The 16,058-nt window shown below is 70.1% G+C and carries 13 protein-coding genes; 4 read left to right on the forward strand and 9 right to left on the reverse strand.

Translation table 11 applies throughout. From position 1 onward, the window contains the following. Window positions 1-2 precede the first annotated feature (2 nt). The gene (locus JW364_RS06260; RefSeq protein ID WP_205334071.1) at window positions 3-1,895 is read left to right on the forward strand and encodes a hypothetical protein; all 1,893 of its coding nucleotides are present in this window, start codon (window positions 3-5) and stop codon (window positions 1,893-1,895) included. On the opposite strand, the gene JW364_RS06265 is transcribed toward JW364_RS06260, so the two are convergent. Beyond that, the gene (locus tag JW364_RS06265) at window positions 1,852-3,012 is read right to left on the reverse strand and encodes a glycosyltransferase family 4 protein (RefSeq protein ID WP_205334072.1); all 1,161 of its coding nucleotides are present in this window, start codon (window positions 3,010-3,012) and stop codon (window positions 1,852-1,854) included. The genes JW364_RS06260 and JW364_RS06265 overlap by 44 nt on opposite strands. 104 nt (window positions 3,013-3,116) lie before the next feature. Here JW364_RS06265 and JW364_RS06270 point away from each other — a divergent pair, with 104 nt between their 5' ends. Continuing rightward, window positions 3,117-3,884, forward strand: coding sequence for a class I SAM-dependent methyltransferase (locus JW364_RS06270; RefSeq protein WP_205334073.1), 768 nt, complete (start codon window positions 3,117-3,119; stop codon window positions 3,882-3,884). Between the two features lie 106 nt (window positions 3,885-3,990). Here the strand turns inward: JW364_RS06270 and JW364_RS06275 are convergent, their stop codons facing one another. The 8 genes from JW364_RS06275 to JW364_RS06310 form a co-directional block, all read right to left on the reverse strand. Then, a complete protein-coding gene (locus JW364_RS06275; protein ID WP_205334074.1) occupies window positions 3,991-4,797 on the reverse strand; it encodes a hypothetical protein in 807 nt (268 codons plus the stop codon). Between the two features lie 55 nt (window positions 4,798-4,852). Beyond that, window positions 4,853-7,399, reverse strand: coding sequence for an ABC transporter permease (locus JW364_RS06280; RefSeq protein WP_078113300.1), 2,547 nt, complete (start codon window positions 7,397-7,399; stop codon window positions 4,853-4,855). A 21-nt stretch (window positions 7,400-7,420) separates the two neighbouring features. Continuing rightward, window positions 7,421-8,236, reverse strand: coding sequence for an ABC transporter ATP-binding protein (locus tag JW364_RS06285; RefSeq protein WP_058252235.1), 816 nt, complete (start codon window positions 8,234-8,236; stop codon window positions 7,421-7,423). Between the two features lie 139 nt (window positions 8,237-8,375). Further along, window positions 8,376-9,383, reverse strand: coding sequence for an esterase-like activity of phytase family protein (locus tag JW364_RS06290; RefSeq protein ID WP_205334075.1), 1,008 nt, complete (start codon window positions 9,381-9,383; stop codon window positions 8,376-8,378). 75 nt (window positions 9,384-9,458) lie between these two features. Further along, the gene (locus tag JW364_RS06295; protein WP_078113257.1) at window positions 9,459-11,285 is read right to left on the reverse strand and encodes a phosphoenolpyruvate carboxykinase (GTP); all 1,827 of its coding nucleotides are present in this window, start codon (window positions 11,283-11,285) and stop codon (window positions 9,459-9,461) included. A 211-nt stretch (window positions 11,286-11,496) separates the two neighbouring features. Continuing rightward, a complete protein-coding gene (locus JW364_RS06300) occupies window positions 11,497-11,892 on the reverse strand; it encodes a DUF6802 family protein (RefSeq protein ID WP_065630444.1) in 396 nt (131 codons plus the stop codon). 5 nt (window positions 11,893-11,897) lie between these two features. Next, window positions 11,898-13,445, reverse strand: coding sequence for a hypothetical protein (locus JW364_RS06305; RefSeq protein WP_205334076.1), 1,548 nt, complete (start codon window positions 13,443-13,445; stop codon window positions 11,898-11,900). After that, window positions 13,442-14,320, reverse strand: coding sequence for a hypothetical protein (locus tag JW364_RS06310; protein ID WP_137809619.1), 879 nt, complete (start codon window positions 14,318-14,320; stop codon window positions 13,442-13,444). The genes JW364_RS06305 and JW364_RS06310 overlap by 4 nt, the downstream gene beginning before the upstream one ends. Before the next feature lie 223 nt (window positions 14,321-14,543). Here JW364_RS06310 and trmB point away from each other — a divergent pair, with 223 nt between their 5' ends. Together trmB and JW364_RS06320 are read left to right on the forward strand one after the other, a co-directional pair. Then, on the forward strand, window positions 14,544-15,335 hold the full coding sequence (gene trmB / locus JW364_RS06315) for a tRNA (guanosine(46)-N7)-methyltransferase TrmB (protein ID WP_058252240.1): 792 nt from the start codon (window positions 14,544-14,546) through the stop codon (window positions 15,333-15,335). After that, window positions 15,328-15,999, forward strand: a complete 672-nt coding sequence (locus tag JW364_RS06320; RefSeq protein WP_058252241.1) for an NYN domain-containing protein — start codon at window positions 15,328-15,330, stop codon at window positions 15,997-15,999. The genes trmB and JW364_RS06320 overlap by 8 nt, the downstream gene beginning before the upstream one ends. Window positions 16,000-16,058: the final 59 nt, after the last annotated feature.

The raw sequence follows: 16,058 nt of genomic DNA on the forward strand, positions 1-16,058 counted from the left end.
CGGTGACTCCCCGACGACTGTTGCCGGTTCTGTACGGCACCGGTGTCGCTGCGGCCGCGGTGATCCTGGCACCGCTGTTGCCGGGCCTGATCGGGGCCGGCGACCGGTACCTGCTGTATCGCGATGCGGTGTCCACGCCGCGCACCCATGTCACGGACACCACGCTCGGGATCGGTGACCTGCCGCCTCGCGCCGTGCCGCAGGACTGGTTCCTCGCGATGGTGAGCACCGTCGTCGACGGCGGGATCGTCGTGCTGGCGGTCCTCGCCGCGGCCCTGGTCTGCGCAGGCGTCGGGTACGGACGTCTGGCAGCGCGCCTGGTCCCGGGCGGCGGGCGCACCGGCGCCGCGGCGGCAACGCTCGTCTCGGTGTGGAATCCGTTTGTCGCCGAACGTCTTCTCCAGGGCCACTGGAGCCTGCTGGCGGGTTATGCGGCACTGGGGTGGATTCTCGTCGCGATTCTGGATCTGCGTGGGCGCCCCCCGCTGGTTGAGCCGGCACCGAGCGAAGCGAGAAGCCGAGTCACTCCGCTGGTTGAGCCGGCACCGAGCGAAGCGAGGAGCCGAGTCACTCCGCTGGTTGAGCCGGCACCGAGCGAAGCGAGGAGCCGAGTCGAAGCCACCCGGCGACCGGACCCCCGAGCAAGCACCGTCCAACTTCTTCAACTGGGCGGACTGTTCGCGGTCGCAGGCTTGACCCCCACTGGTTCTGTCCTCGCCGCAATCACTCTGGCGACGGCGCTCGTGGCCCGTCCGTTCGGTCTGCGACCCACGGTGGCCGTTCTCACGCTCTGGCTCCTCAGCACACTGCCGTGGTTGCTGACGGCTTCCATCTCCGACGCCCCGACCACGTCCGCGGCCGCCGGGGTGGAGGCATTCGGTCTGCGGTCCGAGCCGTGGCTCGGCCCCGTGGGTACGGCCCTGTCGCTGGGCGGGATCTGGAACGCCGACGCGGTGCCGGCGAGTCGGAGCATCGGGTGGGCCGCGGTGGCCACCCTCGGCCTGCTCCTCGTCGTCGCGGTCGGCGCCGGTCACCTGTGGCGTCGTCGCGCGGCGTCGGACCCGCTGGTGCGCGCCATCGCCATCCTCGCGGCGGTGACCGCGATCTTGTTGGTGCTGAGCACTTTCGGACCGGTCCGCACCGGCCTGGGGTTCGTCGTCGAGCACGTCGGTGGCGGCGGACTCCTCCGCGATACGCAGAAGTTCGCCGCACTTCTCGTCCCGGCTGTGGCGGTGTGTGTGGCAGCGGCCGTGGCAGCGGCGACACGTCGGGTCCCGTCCGGCTTCGCACTCGCCGCGGTCGCACTGCTCGCGGTCGCGCCGCTCCCCGACCTGGCGTGGGGGGTCGGCGGTGCGGTGCGCGCGATCGACTATCCCGACGAGTGGCGGCAGGTCGCGGAGATCGTGCCGCCGGACCGGGGTTCGGTCGCGCTGTGGCCTCCCGGCACGGTGCGTGAGTACCCCTTCGCGCGCGATCCGTCGCTCGATCCCGCCGCACGGATGCTGCGGGCGCCGGTCGTCGAATCCGGCGAACTCCGAGTGGACGGCAAGGTGATCGACCCGGCCGGGGAACATGCCGCAGCGGTGACGCGGGTGCTGGAGTCCGGCGGCTCACCGGCAGCGCTCGCCGAGCTCGGCGTCGGGTGGGTGCTGATCGAGAACGGTTCTCCGCCTGGCCAACTCGCGGCCGCCGGACGGCTTGTGTTCGACGGGCCGGATCTGAGGCTGTATCAGGTGGGCGACGTCGTGGATCGGTCCGCCGACGCCACCGACCGTGCGATCGCCCTCGGCGCGCACCTCGTATGGGCCGCGCTGCTCATCACCGGCCTCGTCGGTCTCGGCGTCGGTGTGATCAGCGGCGCGAGTCGGACAGCACGGCGTCGAACGTCGCCATGAACCCGTCGCAGGTCGCCGACCACGAGTAGCGGCTGGCCGTGGTCTGCGCGTTCCGGCCGAGTCGAAGCGCCTCGTCCGGGTTGTCGATGAGTTTCCTCGTTGCGCTGGCCAGTTCGTCGACACCGTCGACGAGGAGCCCGGTACGCCCGTCGTCGATGGAGTCGGCGAGTCCGGCGGCACTGCGGTAACCGATCGTCGGGACACCGTGCTGGGCGGCTTCGACGACCGCGAGGCCCCATCCCTCCTTGCGCGACGGCATGAGGTGGACCCGGGCCCGGGCGAGCAGTTCGTGCTTGCGGCGTTCGTCGACGTGGCCGTGGAAGGTGACCGCATCGGTCACCGCGAGGTCGGCTGCGGCGCGGTGCAATTCGTCCGACCACCAGCCACCGCCGATGACATCGAGACGGGCGTCGACACCGTCGCGACGCAGCCGGGCGAGTACGGTCAACGCGTCCTCGACCTGCTTGTGGGGCACCAGCCGCGACAGCACGCAGAGTCGTACCGGCACACCGGGAGTCGACGCCCCGGTGCGCGCGGGCGCCTCGATACCGTGAGGTACCGGATCGATCCCGTTGCGCACGACCGCGATCCGCCCGGCATCGACCCCCAGCGCGACGAGTTCGGACTTCGACGGCGTCGAGACCGTGACGTATCGGTTGCGCCGATGGACGCGCGGCGAGACCCGCGACTCGAGGAACCACCCGATGTGGCCGAGCAGACGGCCGGCGACCGGCCACTGCTCGCGATGACAGTGATGGACGAGGACGACCGTCGGAGCCGGTGAGACGAGCGACGAGAAGAACGGGACACCGTTCTGGGTGTCCACGACGACGTCGGGGCGGCACCCCGCCAGCGGGCCGAACCCGAGCCGGCCCGCGACGATGGTCGCGAGCATGAGCGGATACACGCTGATCCGTCCGCCGGCGCGGAAAAACCGCATGCCGTCCCGGTGCTCGTGGCGCAGCGCCCCCGGGTACGCGGACGTGAGGAAGGTGACGTTCGCGCCGCGTCGAGCCAGTTCGGCGCCCACCCGTTCCAGGTAGGTCTCGCTGCCGCCGCCCTGAGGGTGGCGGGTGTCCCGCCAGCACAGGAGCAGGATGTTCGACGGTGTGCGCATGTTGTCCGTCAGCCTACCGACCAGGCCGTGAGCACCGGAATCCGCCGCGCGAGCGGCCCGGCGAGGAACCTCTCGCCGAGACACCCCACTAGAGTGACCCGACGATGACGACTTCACTTCCCGGCGGCGCACGGATGGCCCGGCTCGCCACCCTGCGACGCGCCGCGGGACTGCTGAACGACTTCCGCTACGAACAATCCGATCCCGCGCGCTTCTACGGCGCGCTCGCCGGCGACACCGCGGACATGGTCGAGGCGTTCGTCCCCGACATGGGCGGATCGGTGGTCCTCGACGTGGGCGGCGGTCCCGGATACTTCGCCGACGCCTTCCGGGCCCGCGGCGCGCACTACGTCTCCGTCGAACCCGATCCCACCGAGATGCACGCCGGTGGGCTCGAGCATCGCGGATCGGTCCGCGGCTCCGGCCAGGCCCTGCCCTTCGCCGACGGATGCGTCGACGTCTGCCTGTCGTCGAACGTCGTCGAGCACACCCCGACGCCGTGGGAGATGGCCGACGAGATGCTGCGGGTGACGCGTCCCGGCGGCATCGTCATCATCAGCTACACACTGTGGTGGGGACCGTTCGGCGGTCACGAGATGGGCCTGACGCACTATCTGGGCGGCCATCGCGCGGCCCGGCTGTACACCCGACGCCACGGTCATCCGCCCAAGAACCTGTACGGCACATCGCTGTTCGCGGTCTCCGCCGCCGACGGGCTGCGCTGGGCCCGATCGGCGACCGGTGCCGGGCGCGCCGACCTCGTCGCGGCATTCCCCCGCTACATCCCGCGCTGGATGTGGTGGGTCATGCGCGTGCCGGTGCTTCGGGACGTCCTCGGCACCAACTTGGTGCTCGTCCTGCGTCGACGCTGAAGTGCTCGGAGTCCGGTTCCGTCTGGCTGAGCCCACTGCTGGTTGAGCCGGGACTGAGCGAAGCGAAGCCCCGAGTCGAAGCCACCTCCGCACCCAGCGGCCTGAACTACTCGGCGGCGAGGTCCGCGGTGCAGTTGAGGGTGCCGCCCTGACTGGTGGCGGCGGCCAGCTGTTCACCGTCGGCGAGGATGGCGCACGACACCGGTCCGCGGATCACGATGGCCGACATGCTCGCGCGGGTTCCCTCGAGCTGCACCCGCTGGGACCACGGCGAGCCGATCGCCGGGATCACCGTCGGCGATCCCTGGCCACGGGTGAACGTCAGCGCGACGACGTCCCCGTTGCCGGTCAGCTGGTAGGTGATGGTCCCGGAGCGCTGCGTCGTCGTGGTCGACGTCGTCTCCTCGGTGGTCGGGGTGCTCGACGACGTCGTCTCGCTCGTCGTCGCCGGATCACTCGATTCGGTGGTCGACGATGACGCCGCGCTGGTGGAGTCGCCGTCGCCGGAGCGGGTGACCAGCACGACGACGAGACCCAGGACCACGAGTGCGATCAGGGCGACCAGCGCCAGCCCGATGGTCCGGCCCTTCGACCCGGAACCGCGGGGCGGTTCACCACCGGCCGGCGCGTCGTAGGGCGAGGCACCGTAGGGCGACCCGCCGGTGTACTGAGGGTCGGCATACTGGGGTTCGGTGTAGGGACCCGGATATGGCTGTCCCGGCTGATGCGGTTCGGTGTACGGCCCCGGATAGGGCTGACCGGCCTGGTGCGGTTCCGTGTACGGACCCGGATACGGCTGCTCGGTGTAGGCCTGCGACGGCGGCGCCGACGGGTCGAAGTCCGGATCGAACTGACGGGTCTCCGGCGGACCGTTCCGCGGATCGTTGGGATCGCCCTCTGGTGGTCGGGTCATGCGGACGATTCTGTCATCCCGGACCGATCCCCGACCCGACCACCACGAACCTGCGTCAGATGTCGGCGATCGCCTCGAGCGGTCCGGTGCGCGCCGCGCGGACGGCCGGCCACAACGCGGCCAGAACCCCTACCACCGCCGACGCGATCAGCGTGATCGCGATGAGCGACCACGGGATCACCGGCGCGCCCAGGCCCCACTCGGCGAGCGTGCGGACCAACGCGACGCCGATGACGGTCCCGAGGAGCACACCCAGCACTGCGCCGAAGATCGAGATCAGCACCGACTCGAGGTAGATCGAGCGGCGCACCTGGGCTCGGATCATGCCGATCGCCCGCAACATCCCGATCTCGCGTTTGCGTTCGACCACCGACAGCGCAAGCGTGTTGATGATGCCGAGGACGGCGATCAGCAGTGCCAGCCCGAGCATCGCGTACAGCGTGCCGAGCATCTGATCGATCTGCGACGAGATCTGGCCCTTGAACTGATCCCGGTCCTGGATCTGCACCGTCAGGTAGTCCGACGTCGCATTCTCCAGATCGGTGCGCAGGGTCTCGAGGTCGGTGCCCGGCGCGGCGTTCACGAAGAGCGTGACATTGACCCGCGCGAAGGGCGGGACCAGCTTCTCGTAGACGTCCGGACCCACGACCCACGGCTGCAGCGCCTCGTTGTCCGCGTAGACGCCCGCGATCGGGACCTGGACCTGCTCGCCCGTCGCGGACGTGAACGTGACCACATCGCCACGCTGCCAGCCGTTCGCCTTGCCGGTCCGCTCGCTGATCAGCATCCCGTCAGCGGGCAGATCCGACGACGCGCCGTCCTGCATGTCCATCACGGTCACGCTGTTCAGCGGACCGCCGAGCGCCGAGAACCCGGTCTCCGACTTGTCCTCGACCTTGGCCTGGACGATGCCGAACGACACCACCTCGGCGACGCCGGGCACACCGTCGATCGCGCCGGTCACCGCGGGCGGCAGCGGCGACTGGTTGGTTCCGGCCACGATGTAGTCGGCCGTGATGCCGGCGTCGACGGCGTCGTCGACCGTGCCCTTGAACGACTGTCCCAGGGTGCCGATGATCGCGACCAGCATCAGCCCGAGGGTGAGCGCGAACGCCGTCGCGGCCGAACGCCGCGGGTTGCGGACCGCGTTGGTCCGGGCGAGGCGCCCGATCATGCCGAAGGGCGCACCGATGACCCGGCCGAGCACGCTGACGAACGGACGCGCGATCGCCGGGCCAATGAGGACGGCCGACAGGACCGCGCCCGCGGCGCCGGCACCCACCGTGATCGCCGGGCCGGCACCTTCACCCATCGCGCCGACCACGATCGCGACGATCGACGCGACACCGATGACCGCGCCGATGATCGTGCGGTTGCGCAACGAGGCCGACCCCTCGGCGGCCGATGCGCGCATCGCCTCCACGGGCGGCACCCGGGCGGCTCGCGCCGCCGGCACCCAGGCACTGACCATCGTCACCACGACGCCGACCAGGATGCCGGCGAGGATGGCATCCGGACCGATCGCCAACTCACCGTCCGGCAGGCCCGACGTCGCACTGGTGATGGCCTTCAAGGCGGCCGCCAGCCCGATGCCGATGGCGAGACCGAGCGCGCCGCCGAGGACACCGACGACGAAGGCCTCGAACAGCACCGAGCGCGAGACCTGGCGCTGGCTCGCGCCGACCGCCCGTAGCAGCGCGAACTCCCGGTTCCGTTGCGCGACGATCATCGAGAAGGTGTTGTAGATGATGAACGTGCCGACGACCAGACCGATCGCGGCGAACGCCAGCAGGATGTATTGGAAGATCTGCAGGAACTCGTTGACCTGCGCCTTTTGATCCTCGCGGACCTGGTCGCCGGTGCGGACGTCGTAGAGATCAGCGTCGGCGCCGAGCGCGGAGATGATCCGTTCCTGCAACTGTTCCGGGGTGACCCCGGCGACGGCCGACATGTCGACGACGCCGACGTGCTCACCGTCGGTGAACAGGCGGGCCGACGTCGCGGCGTCGAACTGGGCGTTCACGTAACCACCCGTCGAGCTGGGCGCGTCGACGAGGCCGACGACGGTGACCTCGAGCGGCTCCGAGTTGCCCTGCCCGACGACGATCTTCGTCTTCGACCCGACCTTCAGCCCCGCGGCCTCGGCCGCCGAGGTGTTCAAGACGATCTCGCCGGCGTTCTCGGGCCCGCGTCCACCCGGCAGGATCCGCGACTCGTCCGGGTCGAGCGCCTCCGCCGGCGGGATGTAGGTGCTGCCCACGCTCGGGGCGCCACCGGTCTGGATGGCCTTGCCGTCGGAGTCGGCGACCGTGACCAGGCCGTTGTTGTTGACGACGAGTTTGTCGATGCCGAACTGGGCACGCTGGTCGCGGAGCTGGTCCACGATCGTGTTCGGCACACCCGGCGACTGCCGGTCGGCCGGGGTCACCTCGACCGCGACACCCTGCGCCGCACTGTCGAAGATGTCATTGAAGGCCTTCGAGATGGACCCGGTGAAGACGATGGACCCGGCCACGAACGAGGTGCCGAGGACGATCGAGAAGAGGGTGAGGAACAGCCGGAGCTTGTGGGCGCGCAGGTTCCGTAGCGAGACCCGGCGCATCACCGTGGAGGACGCCACGGCTCAGAGCGCTTCGGCGGTGTCGGGCGCAGGCACGTTGTCGAGGTTCTTCATGACCTCGAAGACGTCGTCGGCCGACGGCCGGGACAGCTCCTGCACGATCTGGCCGTCGGCCAGGAACACCACTCGATCGGCGTACGACGCCGCGCGCGGATCGTGGGTCACGATGACGACGGTCTGCTTGAACTCGTCGGTCGCCGCCCGCAGGATCGACAGCACCTCGCCCGAGGAGCGGGAGTCCAGGTTGCCCGTCGGCTCGTCGCCGAAGATGATCGACGGCTTGCCGATCAGCGCACGAGCACAGGCCACGCGCTGCTGCTGACCACCGGACAGTTCACTCGGCAGATGTCCGAGCCGGTCGGTGATCCCGAGCCGGGCCACCACGGCGTCGAACCACTCGGTGTCGACGGTGCGGCCGGCGATGTCGACCGGCAGTGTGATGTTCTCCTTGGCCGTCAGCGTCGGCACGAGGTTGAACGCCTGGAACACGAAGCCGATGCGGTCGCGACGCAGCATCGTCATCGCCTTGTCCGACAACGCCGTCAGGTCGGTGTCGCCGATGAACACCTTGCCGTCGCTCGCGACGTCGAGACCGGCGAGGCAGTGCATCAGCGTGGACTTACCCGACCCCGACGGCCCCATGATGGCGGTGAACTCGCCCTCCCGGAACGAGATGGAGACGCTCTTCAGGGCCTCGACGGCGGTGTCGCCGACGCCGTACCGCTTGGAAAGGTTGTCTGCCCCGGCAGCAACCGCGTGCTTCGGCGTCCCAAAATCATCGCCACCGTCGTCTCGAGCGGCCACATCAGTCGTCGTCATGCCCTCAACGGTGCCAAATCCTGCGCCGGTTGGCCATCAGGTAACACCCTGACCCCACCCTGACGGCAGTGACGTTGGGCACTGCTGACCCTTCGAGACGTGTCCTCCGCAAGCTCCGGACACTCCTCAGGGAGCGGGGTTACTTCGGGATCTGGACCTCGAACGAGTGGAGGCGGTTGGGCGCTCCGACGTTGTCCGACACCACGAGAAGGGTGCGGGTACGGGTCTTCGCGAACGGGTTGTCGGGGTGCCAGTTGCCCCAGGCGAGTCCCGACATGTTGCCGGTGAGCAAGTGGGGCGTCGCGGTGGTCGAGAAGATGCGGCGCTTGGTCATCGCCTTCTCGCGTCCGCTCAGCTTCTTCTTGTTCGTCACCGAGGTGGCGCCCCGGGTCGTCGTCCAGAAGATGTTCGACAGCTTGCCCGGGCCACGTTCGAGCACGAGGAAGTCCGTCGAGTTGATGGCCAGCACATCGGCGGCCACCTTGTTGGCGTCGGTGCGATAGACGAACTCGCGATTGGTCTTGCCGAAGGTCAGCAGACGGGCCGATCGTGCGGCGTCCTGCCGGAGTCCGCCGGCGGTCAGGACGCTGACCTGACCCTGGGGTCCGACGGCCACGCCGGTCAGTCCGCGCTGACCTGCCAGACCCGACTTCGACGACGGGCGCCACACCGACGGGAGCGGAAGGTCGCGGAGGACCTGTCCGATGGGCCCGATCTGCCGGACGAACTGGTTGTTGCCGCCGCTGACGACCGTGTAACCGCCCGCGGACTGGCGGATGCCCTCGAACTGGGCCTGTCCGGGCAGCAACGGGAGGAACCACGGGCCGAGGACCGTGCCGCCGCCGTTGATCCGCGGCTGTCCGATGAAGGACGCGGTCACGGAGGTGTACCCGATCGACGCCGTGAAGAAGCGTGCCGGGAGCACGTCCTCGGCGATCATCACGTAGTTGCCGTTACCGGTCCGATCGATGCCGGAGATCCGGTTGACGGTGGGAAGCCCGTTCCCGATCGTCGTCGAATCCGTGAAGAACGCCGTGACCCCGGCCCCGGAAGACGGTGTCGCCGAAGCCGGTTGGACCGCGACCGACGACGCCAGTCCCAGCACGCAGGCAGCGGCGACCGAGGCGCCCCACAGACGTAGTTTCATGAGGGGCACGATACCTCAACCGTCACTTCAGACCCATCCGTACGTTCAGCCCCGGAACCGCGCAGCAAGGCCGCGTCAGGCCAGGCGCTGCTTCAGACCGTCGAGCTCGTCGCGCAACGAGCTCGGCAGCTTCTCGCCGACGAAGTCGAACAGCTCCTCGATGGACGGGATCTCCTCGCGCCACTCGTCGGGATTGAAGGCGAGCGCCTCCGCGACGTCCTCCGCAGGCACGTCCAGACCACTGACGTCGATCGACTCCGGCTTCGCGACGATGCCGATGGGGGTCTCGACACCCTCGGCCTCACCCTCGATGCGCTCGATGATCCACTTCAGCACGCGGCTGTTCTCGCCGAATCCGGGCCACAGGAAGCGCTTGTCGTCGCCCCGACGGAACCAGTTGACGTAGAACACCTTCGGCAGCTTCGACTCGTCGGCGTTCTTGCCGATGTTCACCCAGTGCTGCAGGTAGTCCCCGACGTGGTAGCCCATGAACGGCAGCATCGCCATCGGGTCGCGGCGCACGGTGCCGACCTTGCCCTCGGCCGCGGCGGTCTGCTCGGAGCCCACGGTGGCACCCATGAAGACACCGGTCTGCCAGTCGCGGGCCTCGGTCACCAGCGGCACCGTGGTCTTGCGGCGGCCGCCGAACAGGATCGCCGAGATCGGCACGCCCTTCGGGTCATCCCACTCGTCGGCCAGCGACGGGCACTGCGAGATCGGGGTGCAGTAGCGCGAATTCGGGTGCGCAGCCTTGTGATCGGACTCCGGCGTCCAGTCGTTGCCGAGCCAGTCGGTGAGGTGCGCCGGCGCCGGGCCGTCGATGTCCTCCCACCAGATGTCGCCATCGTCGGTGCGAGCGACGTTGGTGTAGAGGGTGTTTCCGGCCTCGATGGTCTTCATCGCGTTCGGGTTCGAGTCGTAGCTGGTGCCAGGAGCGACACCGAAGAAACCGAATTCGGGGTTGATCGCGTACAGCCGGCCGTCCTCGCCGAAGCGCATCCAGGCGATGTCGTCGCCCACGGTCTCGGCCTTCCAGCCGGGGATCGTCGGCTGGAGCATCGCGAGGTTGGTCTTGCCACAGGCACTCGGGAACGCCGCGGCGATGTAGTACACCTTGTTCGCCGGGCTGGTCAGCTTGAGGATCAGCATGTGCTCGGCCATCCACCCCTCGTCGCGGGCGATGACCGAGGCGATGCGCAGGGCATAGCACTTCTTGCCGAGCAGCGCGTTGCCGCCGTAACCCGATCCGAACGACCAGATCTCGCGGGTCTCGGGGAAGTGGGTGATGTACTTCTCGGTGTTGCAGGGCCACGGCACGTCGGCCTGGCCGTCCTCGAGGGGCGCACCGACGGAGTGCAGCGCCTTCACGAAGAAGCCGTCCTCGCCCAGGATCTCCAGGACGCGGGGGCCGACGCGGGTCATGATCTTCATCGACAGCACGACGTACTCGGAGTCGGTGATCTCGACACCGAGCTTGGGATCGTCGGAGTCCAGCGGGCCCATGCAGAACGGGATGACGAACATCGTGCGGCCGCGCATGCTGCCGCGGTAGAGCTCGGTCATCGTCGAACGCATCTCGGCGGGATCGACCCAGTTGTTGGTCGGGCCGGCGTCCTCTTCCTTCTCCGAGCAGATGTAGGTCCGCGACTCCACGCGGGCCACATCGGCGGGGTCGGAGTTGGCGAGGAAGGAGTTGGGCTTCTTCTCCTCGTTCAGCTTGACCAGGGTGCCGGCCTTCACGAGGTCGGCGGTCAGGCGCTCCCACTCCTCGTCACTGCCGTCGGACCACACCACCCGGTCGGGCTGGGTCAGCTCGGCGACCTCGGCCACCCAGGCCAGCAGTCCCGCGTGCTTCGTCGGAGCGCTACTCGGGTCCAGTCCGGGAATGGTGGCTGCGGTCATCGTTGGGGCCTCCTCCGAGGTGGTGGCCGCTTGAATGGCCACCTGTCAGGTCGTCTCGCGGTCAAGGATACGTCCACCGAGCGGGCGCTAGGTCACGGGGTTCGCCAGGTGCGGTCTATCCCACACCCGACGGACAGGTGACGAAAGTCCCTGGTGATCGCGCGCGCTCGGTCTCGGCGCGGAGCAGACCGGGTCGGGCGCCGGTCACGTGTCAGCCGATTCGTCCCGATCCGCCGGAGATCCACTGGCCGGTGTCCGGGTCGAGAACCGCGGAACGGAACTCGCCGTCCGCACCGATCTCGGTGATCTTGTCGACCTGCCCGTCCCGATCGCTGTCCGTGTACACCGTAAACCCGTCGGGCCCGTTGCGGGTGAGCGAATCGTTGATGCCGTCATTGTCGGTGTCCACCTCGGCGGGTCCGAGATCCCAGATCCGGCCGTCGTCGTGCATCCACAGGTGATCGTCGAGATCGTCGGACGCCGGTGTCTCGTGCAGTGCGGCCACCGAGTCGACCGAGTGCGGGTCGGCGCCCTCGGCCGCGCCGAACAGCGAGGCCTCCTCCGGGCGGGCCGGGTCCGGAAGGTCGTCGGGGAACATCGGGTCCATCGAGATCACTGCTTCCCGTCGTCGTGGCCGGCCCGGGCGACCCCGGCCGTTCCGTCGTCATGCCCTCGGTCACCCCGACGTCCCGCCGGATCATCGGATTCCTCACCCGGGTCGTCGGTGCGGGAGGCGTCCGCCCAGAGCGATTCCGACCGCGCCACCAACTCACGGCGGATCTCCGCCGCGCGCTCGCGACGGGTTCGAGCGTCGCGGACGCCGACCCCGCTGCGCAGTCGGCGGATCTCCTCGTCGAGGCGCGCGACGTCGGCCGCCACCTCTCGGTTACGGCGTTCGTGCGCCCGGGCGATCTGGCCGGCGATCCGGGTCTCGGCCGCGGTGACGCGCAGCGCGAGCTGGTGATCGAGCGTCGCCCGCGCCTCGGCGAGAAGCTCTGCGGTGCGCGCCTCGCGATCGGAACGCTCCGCAGCACTGCGCCGGACACGGATCACCCACGCCGCCACCGCGACTCCGAGGATCAGGGCGAGCGGCATGCTGACCCACTGCAACGTCTGGACCGACTCCATCGGTGCGACGACGAGGCGTCCCACACCCAGACCGGTCGAGGCCCCGAGGACGACCACCAACGCGTCTTCGGCGCCCGCGCGCCGCGCCCGGCCGCTCGACCGCTCGGTGTGGAGGGGTACCGCGGGCCAGTTCTCGTCGGCCGACGGCTCCGCGTCCAGGCCCACCAGGGCGGTCGACCGGACCGCGTCGACGCGCTCGTCGGCGCGACGACGGACGCCGTCGGCGAGGGCGGCCCACCCGGTACGGACCCAGGCGCCGTACGCAGAATTCGCGGCGGGAGCGTGGCCGGCGGCGGACGCCGCCAGATCGCGCACCCCGGCGTGCAGTTCCGCCGACGTCTGCGATCGGACGCGCGCGAGTCCGGCGCGTACCGCCGCCAACCGGTCCGGGCGTCCGCGGTCGCGTGCGGCGACCAGTTCGCGACGCGTGGCCAGGAGATCGTCGACGGCAGCCTGTGCGGACGCCGCCTCGTCGGCGCCGCTCGTCGGCGCGCCGAGGAGGTGCTCGACCGCCCCGAGGCCCGCCGCGAGCCTTGCCCGCTCGGCGCGGAGCACGCCCGGCGCGCCGGTCGTCTCACGCAGCCACTCCACGAGGGCGTCGATCCCCGACTCGTCCACCGCACCCTCGAGGGCCGCGACCGACGACACCCCGAACAGCGGCAGCGTCGCGAACGGGTCGAGGACGGCCCGGTGGGCGCGCACGGTCCGCGGCCACTCCCAGAACGCGTCGATCTTCGTGCACACGATCGCCACGGTCCCGACCTGCGCGCGCATCTGCTCGACGAGGAGACGTTCCTCCTCACCGACCGACGACGACGGGTCGACGACCACGACCGCCGCACCGGCCGGCGCACCCGAGCGCCCGCCGCGGGCGACGATGTCGAGGTCCGGGGCGAGCGCCCGGCAGGCCTCGACCAGCGTGCGGACGCCCACTCCGTCGGTCCCGACGACCAGCACGTCGGTGCCCGCGTCGACCCCGACGGCGTCGAAGCCGGTCAGCTCCCGCGCGGCGGCGAGTGCCGTGTCCGTCATGTGCCCGCTCCTGCCCCGGCCAGAAGTCGCTCGGCACCGGCGCGGTCGACGCCCGCCGCGGCCGCCTCCTCCAACCGGGCGCGCAACTCGACCTCACGCCAATGCCGAATCCGGTCGACTCGCTCCCCGATCGGTCCAGCGAGATCAGGAACGCCGCTGGCGTCGCGGAGCGCCCGGCTCAGGGCCTCGGCGTTCGCGGCCACGGCGGAACGGGACTCGATGAGCGCGAGCGCGGTGTCGATGCCGTAGGCGTCGAGCCGGCGCAGCAAACCCTGCCGCATCAGCCGTTCGTCGGAACCCGGACGTCCCACGAGGAACCGGCCGGCCATCGACGGCATGCCGACGCCTGCGGCCGCCATCGTCGCCAGCGCGGCGAATTCGGCGTCGTCGAGGTCGGCGCAGGCCAGCAACTGCGAGACGGGGTACACCGGCGTGTCCAGACGCCCGGCACACGACGCCGCGACCTCGACCGCAGCATCCCAGTCGCCGTGCGTGTCGGCCTTCCCGAGCACCACGAGCACACGGTCGGCCGGGAGGGACGCGAAGAGTTCGCGGTCGGCGCGCCGCGGCGGTCCCGCCAGGACCAGAACCCACAGATCGGTGTCAGCGGCCCCCTGCTCGTCCTCACCGGGCCCGATCACGGTGAGCGACAGTCGTTCTCGCAGCGCACGAGCCATCGTGTCCCGACCGGTCCCGGGCCGGCCGACGACCTGGACGTGCAACGGACGGAGGAAACGCCGGCCCGCGCCGGCCAGGACGGGCACGAGCGGCGACACCGGGTCGACGAGGTCGACGAGTCGTCCCTGCTCGGCGGCCGTCCACAACTCGCTCCCGGCGGGCACGCCACGCCGGCCACCGTTCACCGGTGCCCCCACCGCAGCCTCCTCGCCATCCGACCCCTGCGCCTCCCACGACCCGCGTCCACCGCACCGCCACCCCGGGCATCGGCGCACGTGAACCGCGACAGGGCCGAGAATAATCGGGATCCGGGCGAACGGCGGAGACAGCTCCACATCCCCTCGCGGGGCCGGACGGGTCCGCGTCCGCACCGCTGCCGTCCGGGCCGCCGTTCCCCCGCGACTTCGCCGAGACGGCACGATGCGCAACGATGGACGCGTGAACAACAGCCCCGACAGGTCCCGGTTGTACCCCCGCGTGACGAGCTTCCGCTTCCGCCGCGGCACGCTGACGACCGGTCAGCAGCGCAACTGGGAGACACTGTGGCCGGTGCTGGGCCGCGACCTCGAGATCGGACCGGAGCGGGTCCCCGAGCCGCAACTCGACCTCACCGAACTGTTCGGACGCGAGGCCCCGAAGGTCCTCGAGATCGGCAGCGGTACCGGCATCTCGACCGCCGCGATGGCCGAGGCCGAACCGGATGTCGACGTCGTGGCCGTCGAGGTCTACAAGCCGGGCCTGGCCCAGCTCCTCGGCCTCGTCGACCGCAACGGCCTGACCAACGTCCGCCTGATCCGCGGCGACGCGGCCATCGTCCTCACCGAGCTCATCCCGTCGTCGAGCCTCACCGGTGTGCGGCTGTTCTTCCCCGACCCGTGGCCCAAATCGCGTCACCACAAGCGACGCTTCGTCCAGACCGGCACACTGGAACTGATCGCGGACCGGCTCGTCCCGGGCGGGGTGCTGCACATCGCGACCGATCACGCCGGTTATGCGGAGTGGATCGCGGAGGCGCTCGCCACCCAGGACGCCGACCGCCCCCACGTCGTGCAGTTGACGCGGGAGTCGCCGATCTCGCTGCAGCGGCCGACGACGAAGTTCGAGGGACGCGCGGAGCGCGAGGGCCGCTACGTCAGCGAGTTCGTCTACACGCGGCCCATCCCGCCGGCCACCTCGACCGGCGACACCCCGACGGGAGCCCGCCATGAGTGACCACAGCCCGACCGGCTTCGCCGACACCATCTCCGGCCAGACGGGGACGCGCCGCATGCTGCTGGTGTGGGACGCACCCAACATGGACATGGGCCTCGGCGCCCTGCTCGGCGGACGCCCCACCGCCGCGCACCGTCCCCGGTTCGACGCCCTGGGCCGGTGGCTGCTGCAGCGGACCGCAGATGTGTCCGCTCTCACCGACGGAGGCGGCGCGGTCGAGCCCGAGGCCACCGTGTTCACCAACATCGCCCCTGGTAGCGCCGACGTCGTCCGGCCGTGGGTGGACGCTCTCCGTAATGTCGGTTTCGCCGTGTTCGCCAAGCCGAAGCTGTCCGACGACAGCGATGTCGACTCCGACATGCTCGACCACATCGAACTTCGCAGGCACACTGTTGGACTAGCCGGCGTGATCGTGGCGTCCGCCGACGGCCAGGCATTCCGCGAACCGCTGCTCGAGGTGGTCGGCGACGGGGTGCCCGTCACCGTCATCGGGTTCCGTGAGCACGCCAGCTGGGCACTGAGCACCGAAGAACTGGAGTTCATCGATCTCGAGGACATCCCCGGCGTGTTCCGCGAGCCGCTGCCACGCATCGGCCTGGACTCCCTGCCCGACGAGGGCGCCTGGCTCACACCCTTCCGCCCGCTCAGCGCACTGCTGCGCTGACCTGCGGCGTCGTGGTCCTGCCGGGGTCGTCGGACGGCGATCCGCGACCCGGCATGCGA

Source organism: Gordonia sp. BP-119 (assembly GCF_016924115.1).
Taxonomy (GTDB): domain Bacteria; phylum Actinomycetota; class Actinomycetes; order Mycobacteriales; family Mycobacteriaceae; genus Gordonia; species Gordonia hongkongensis.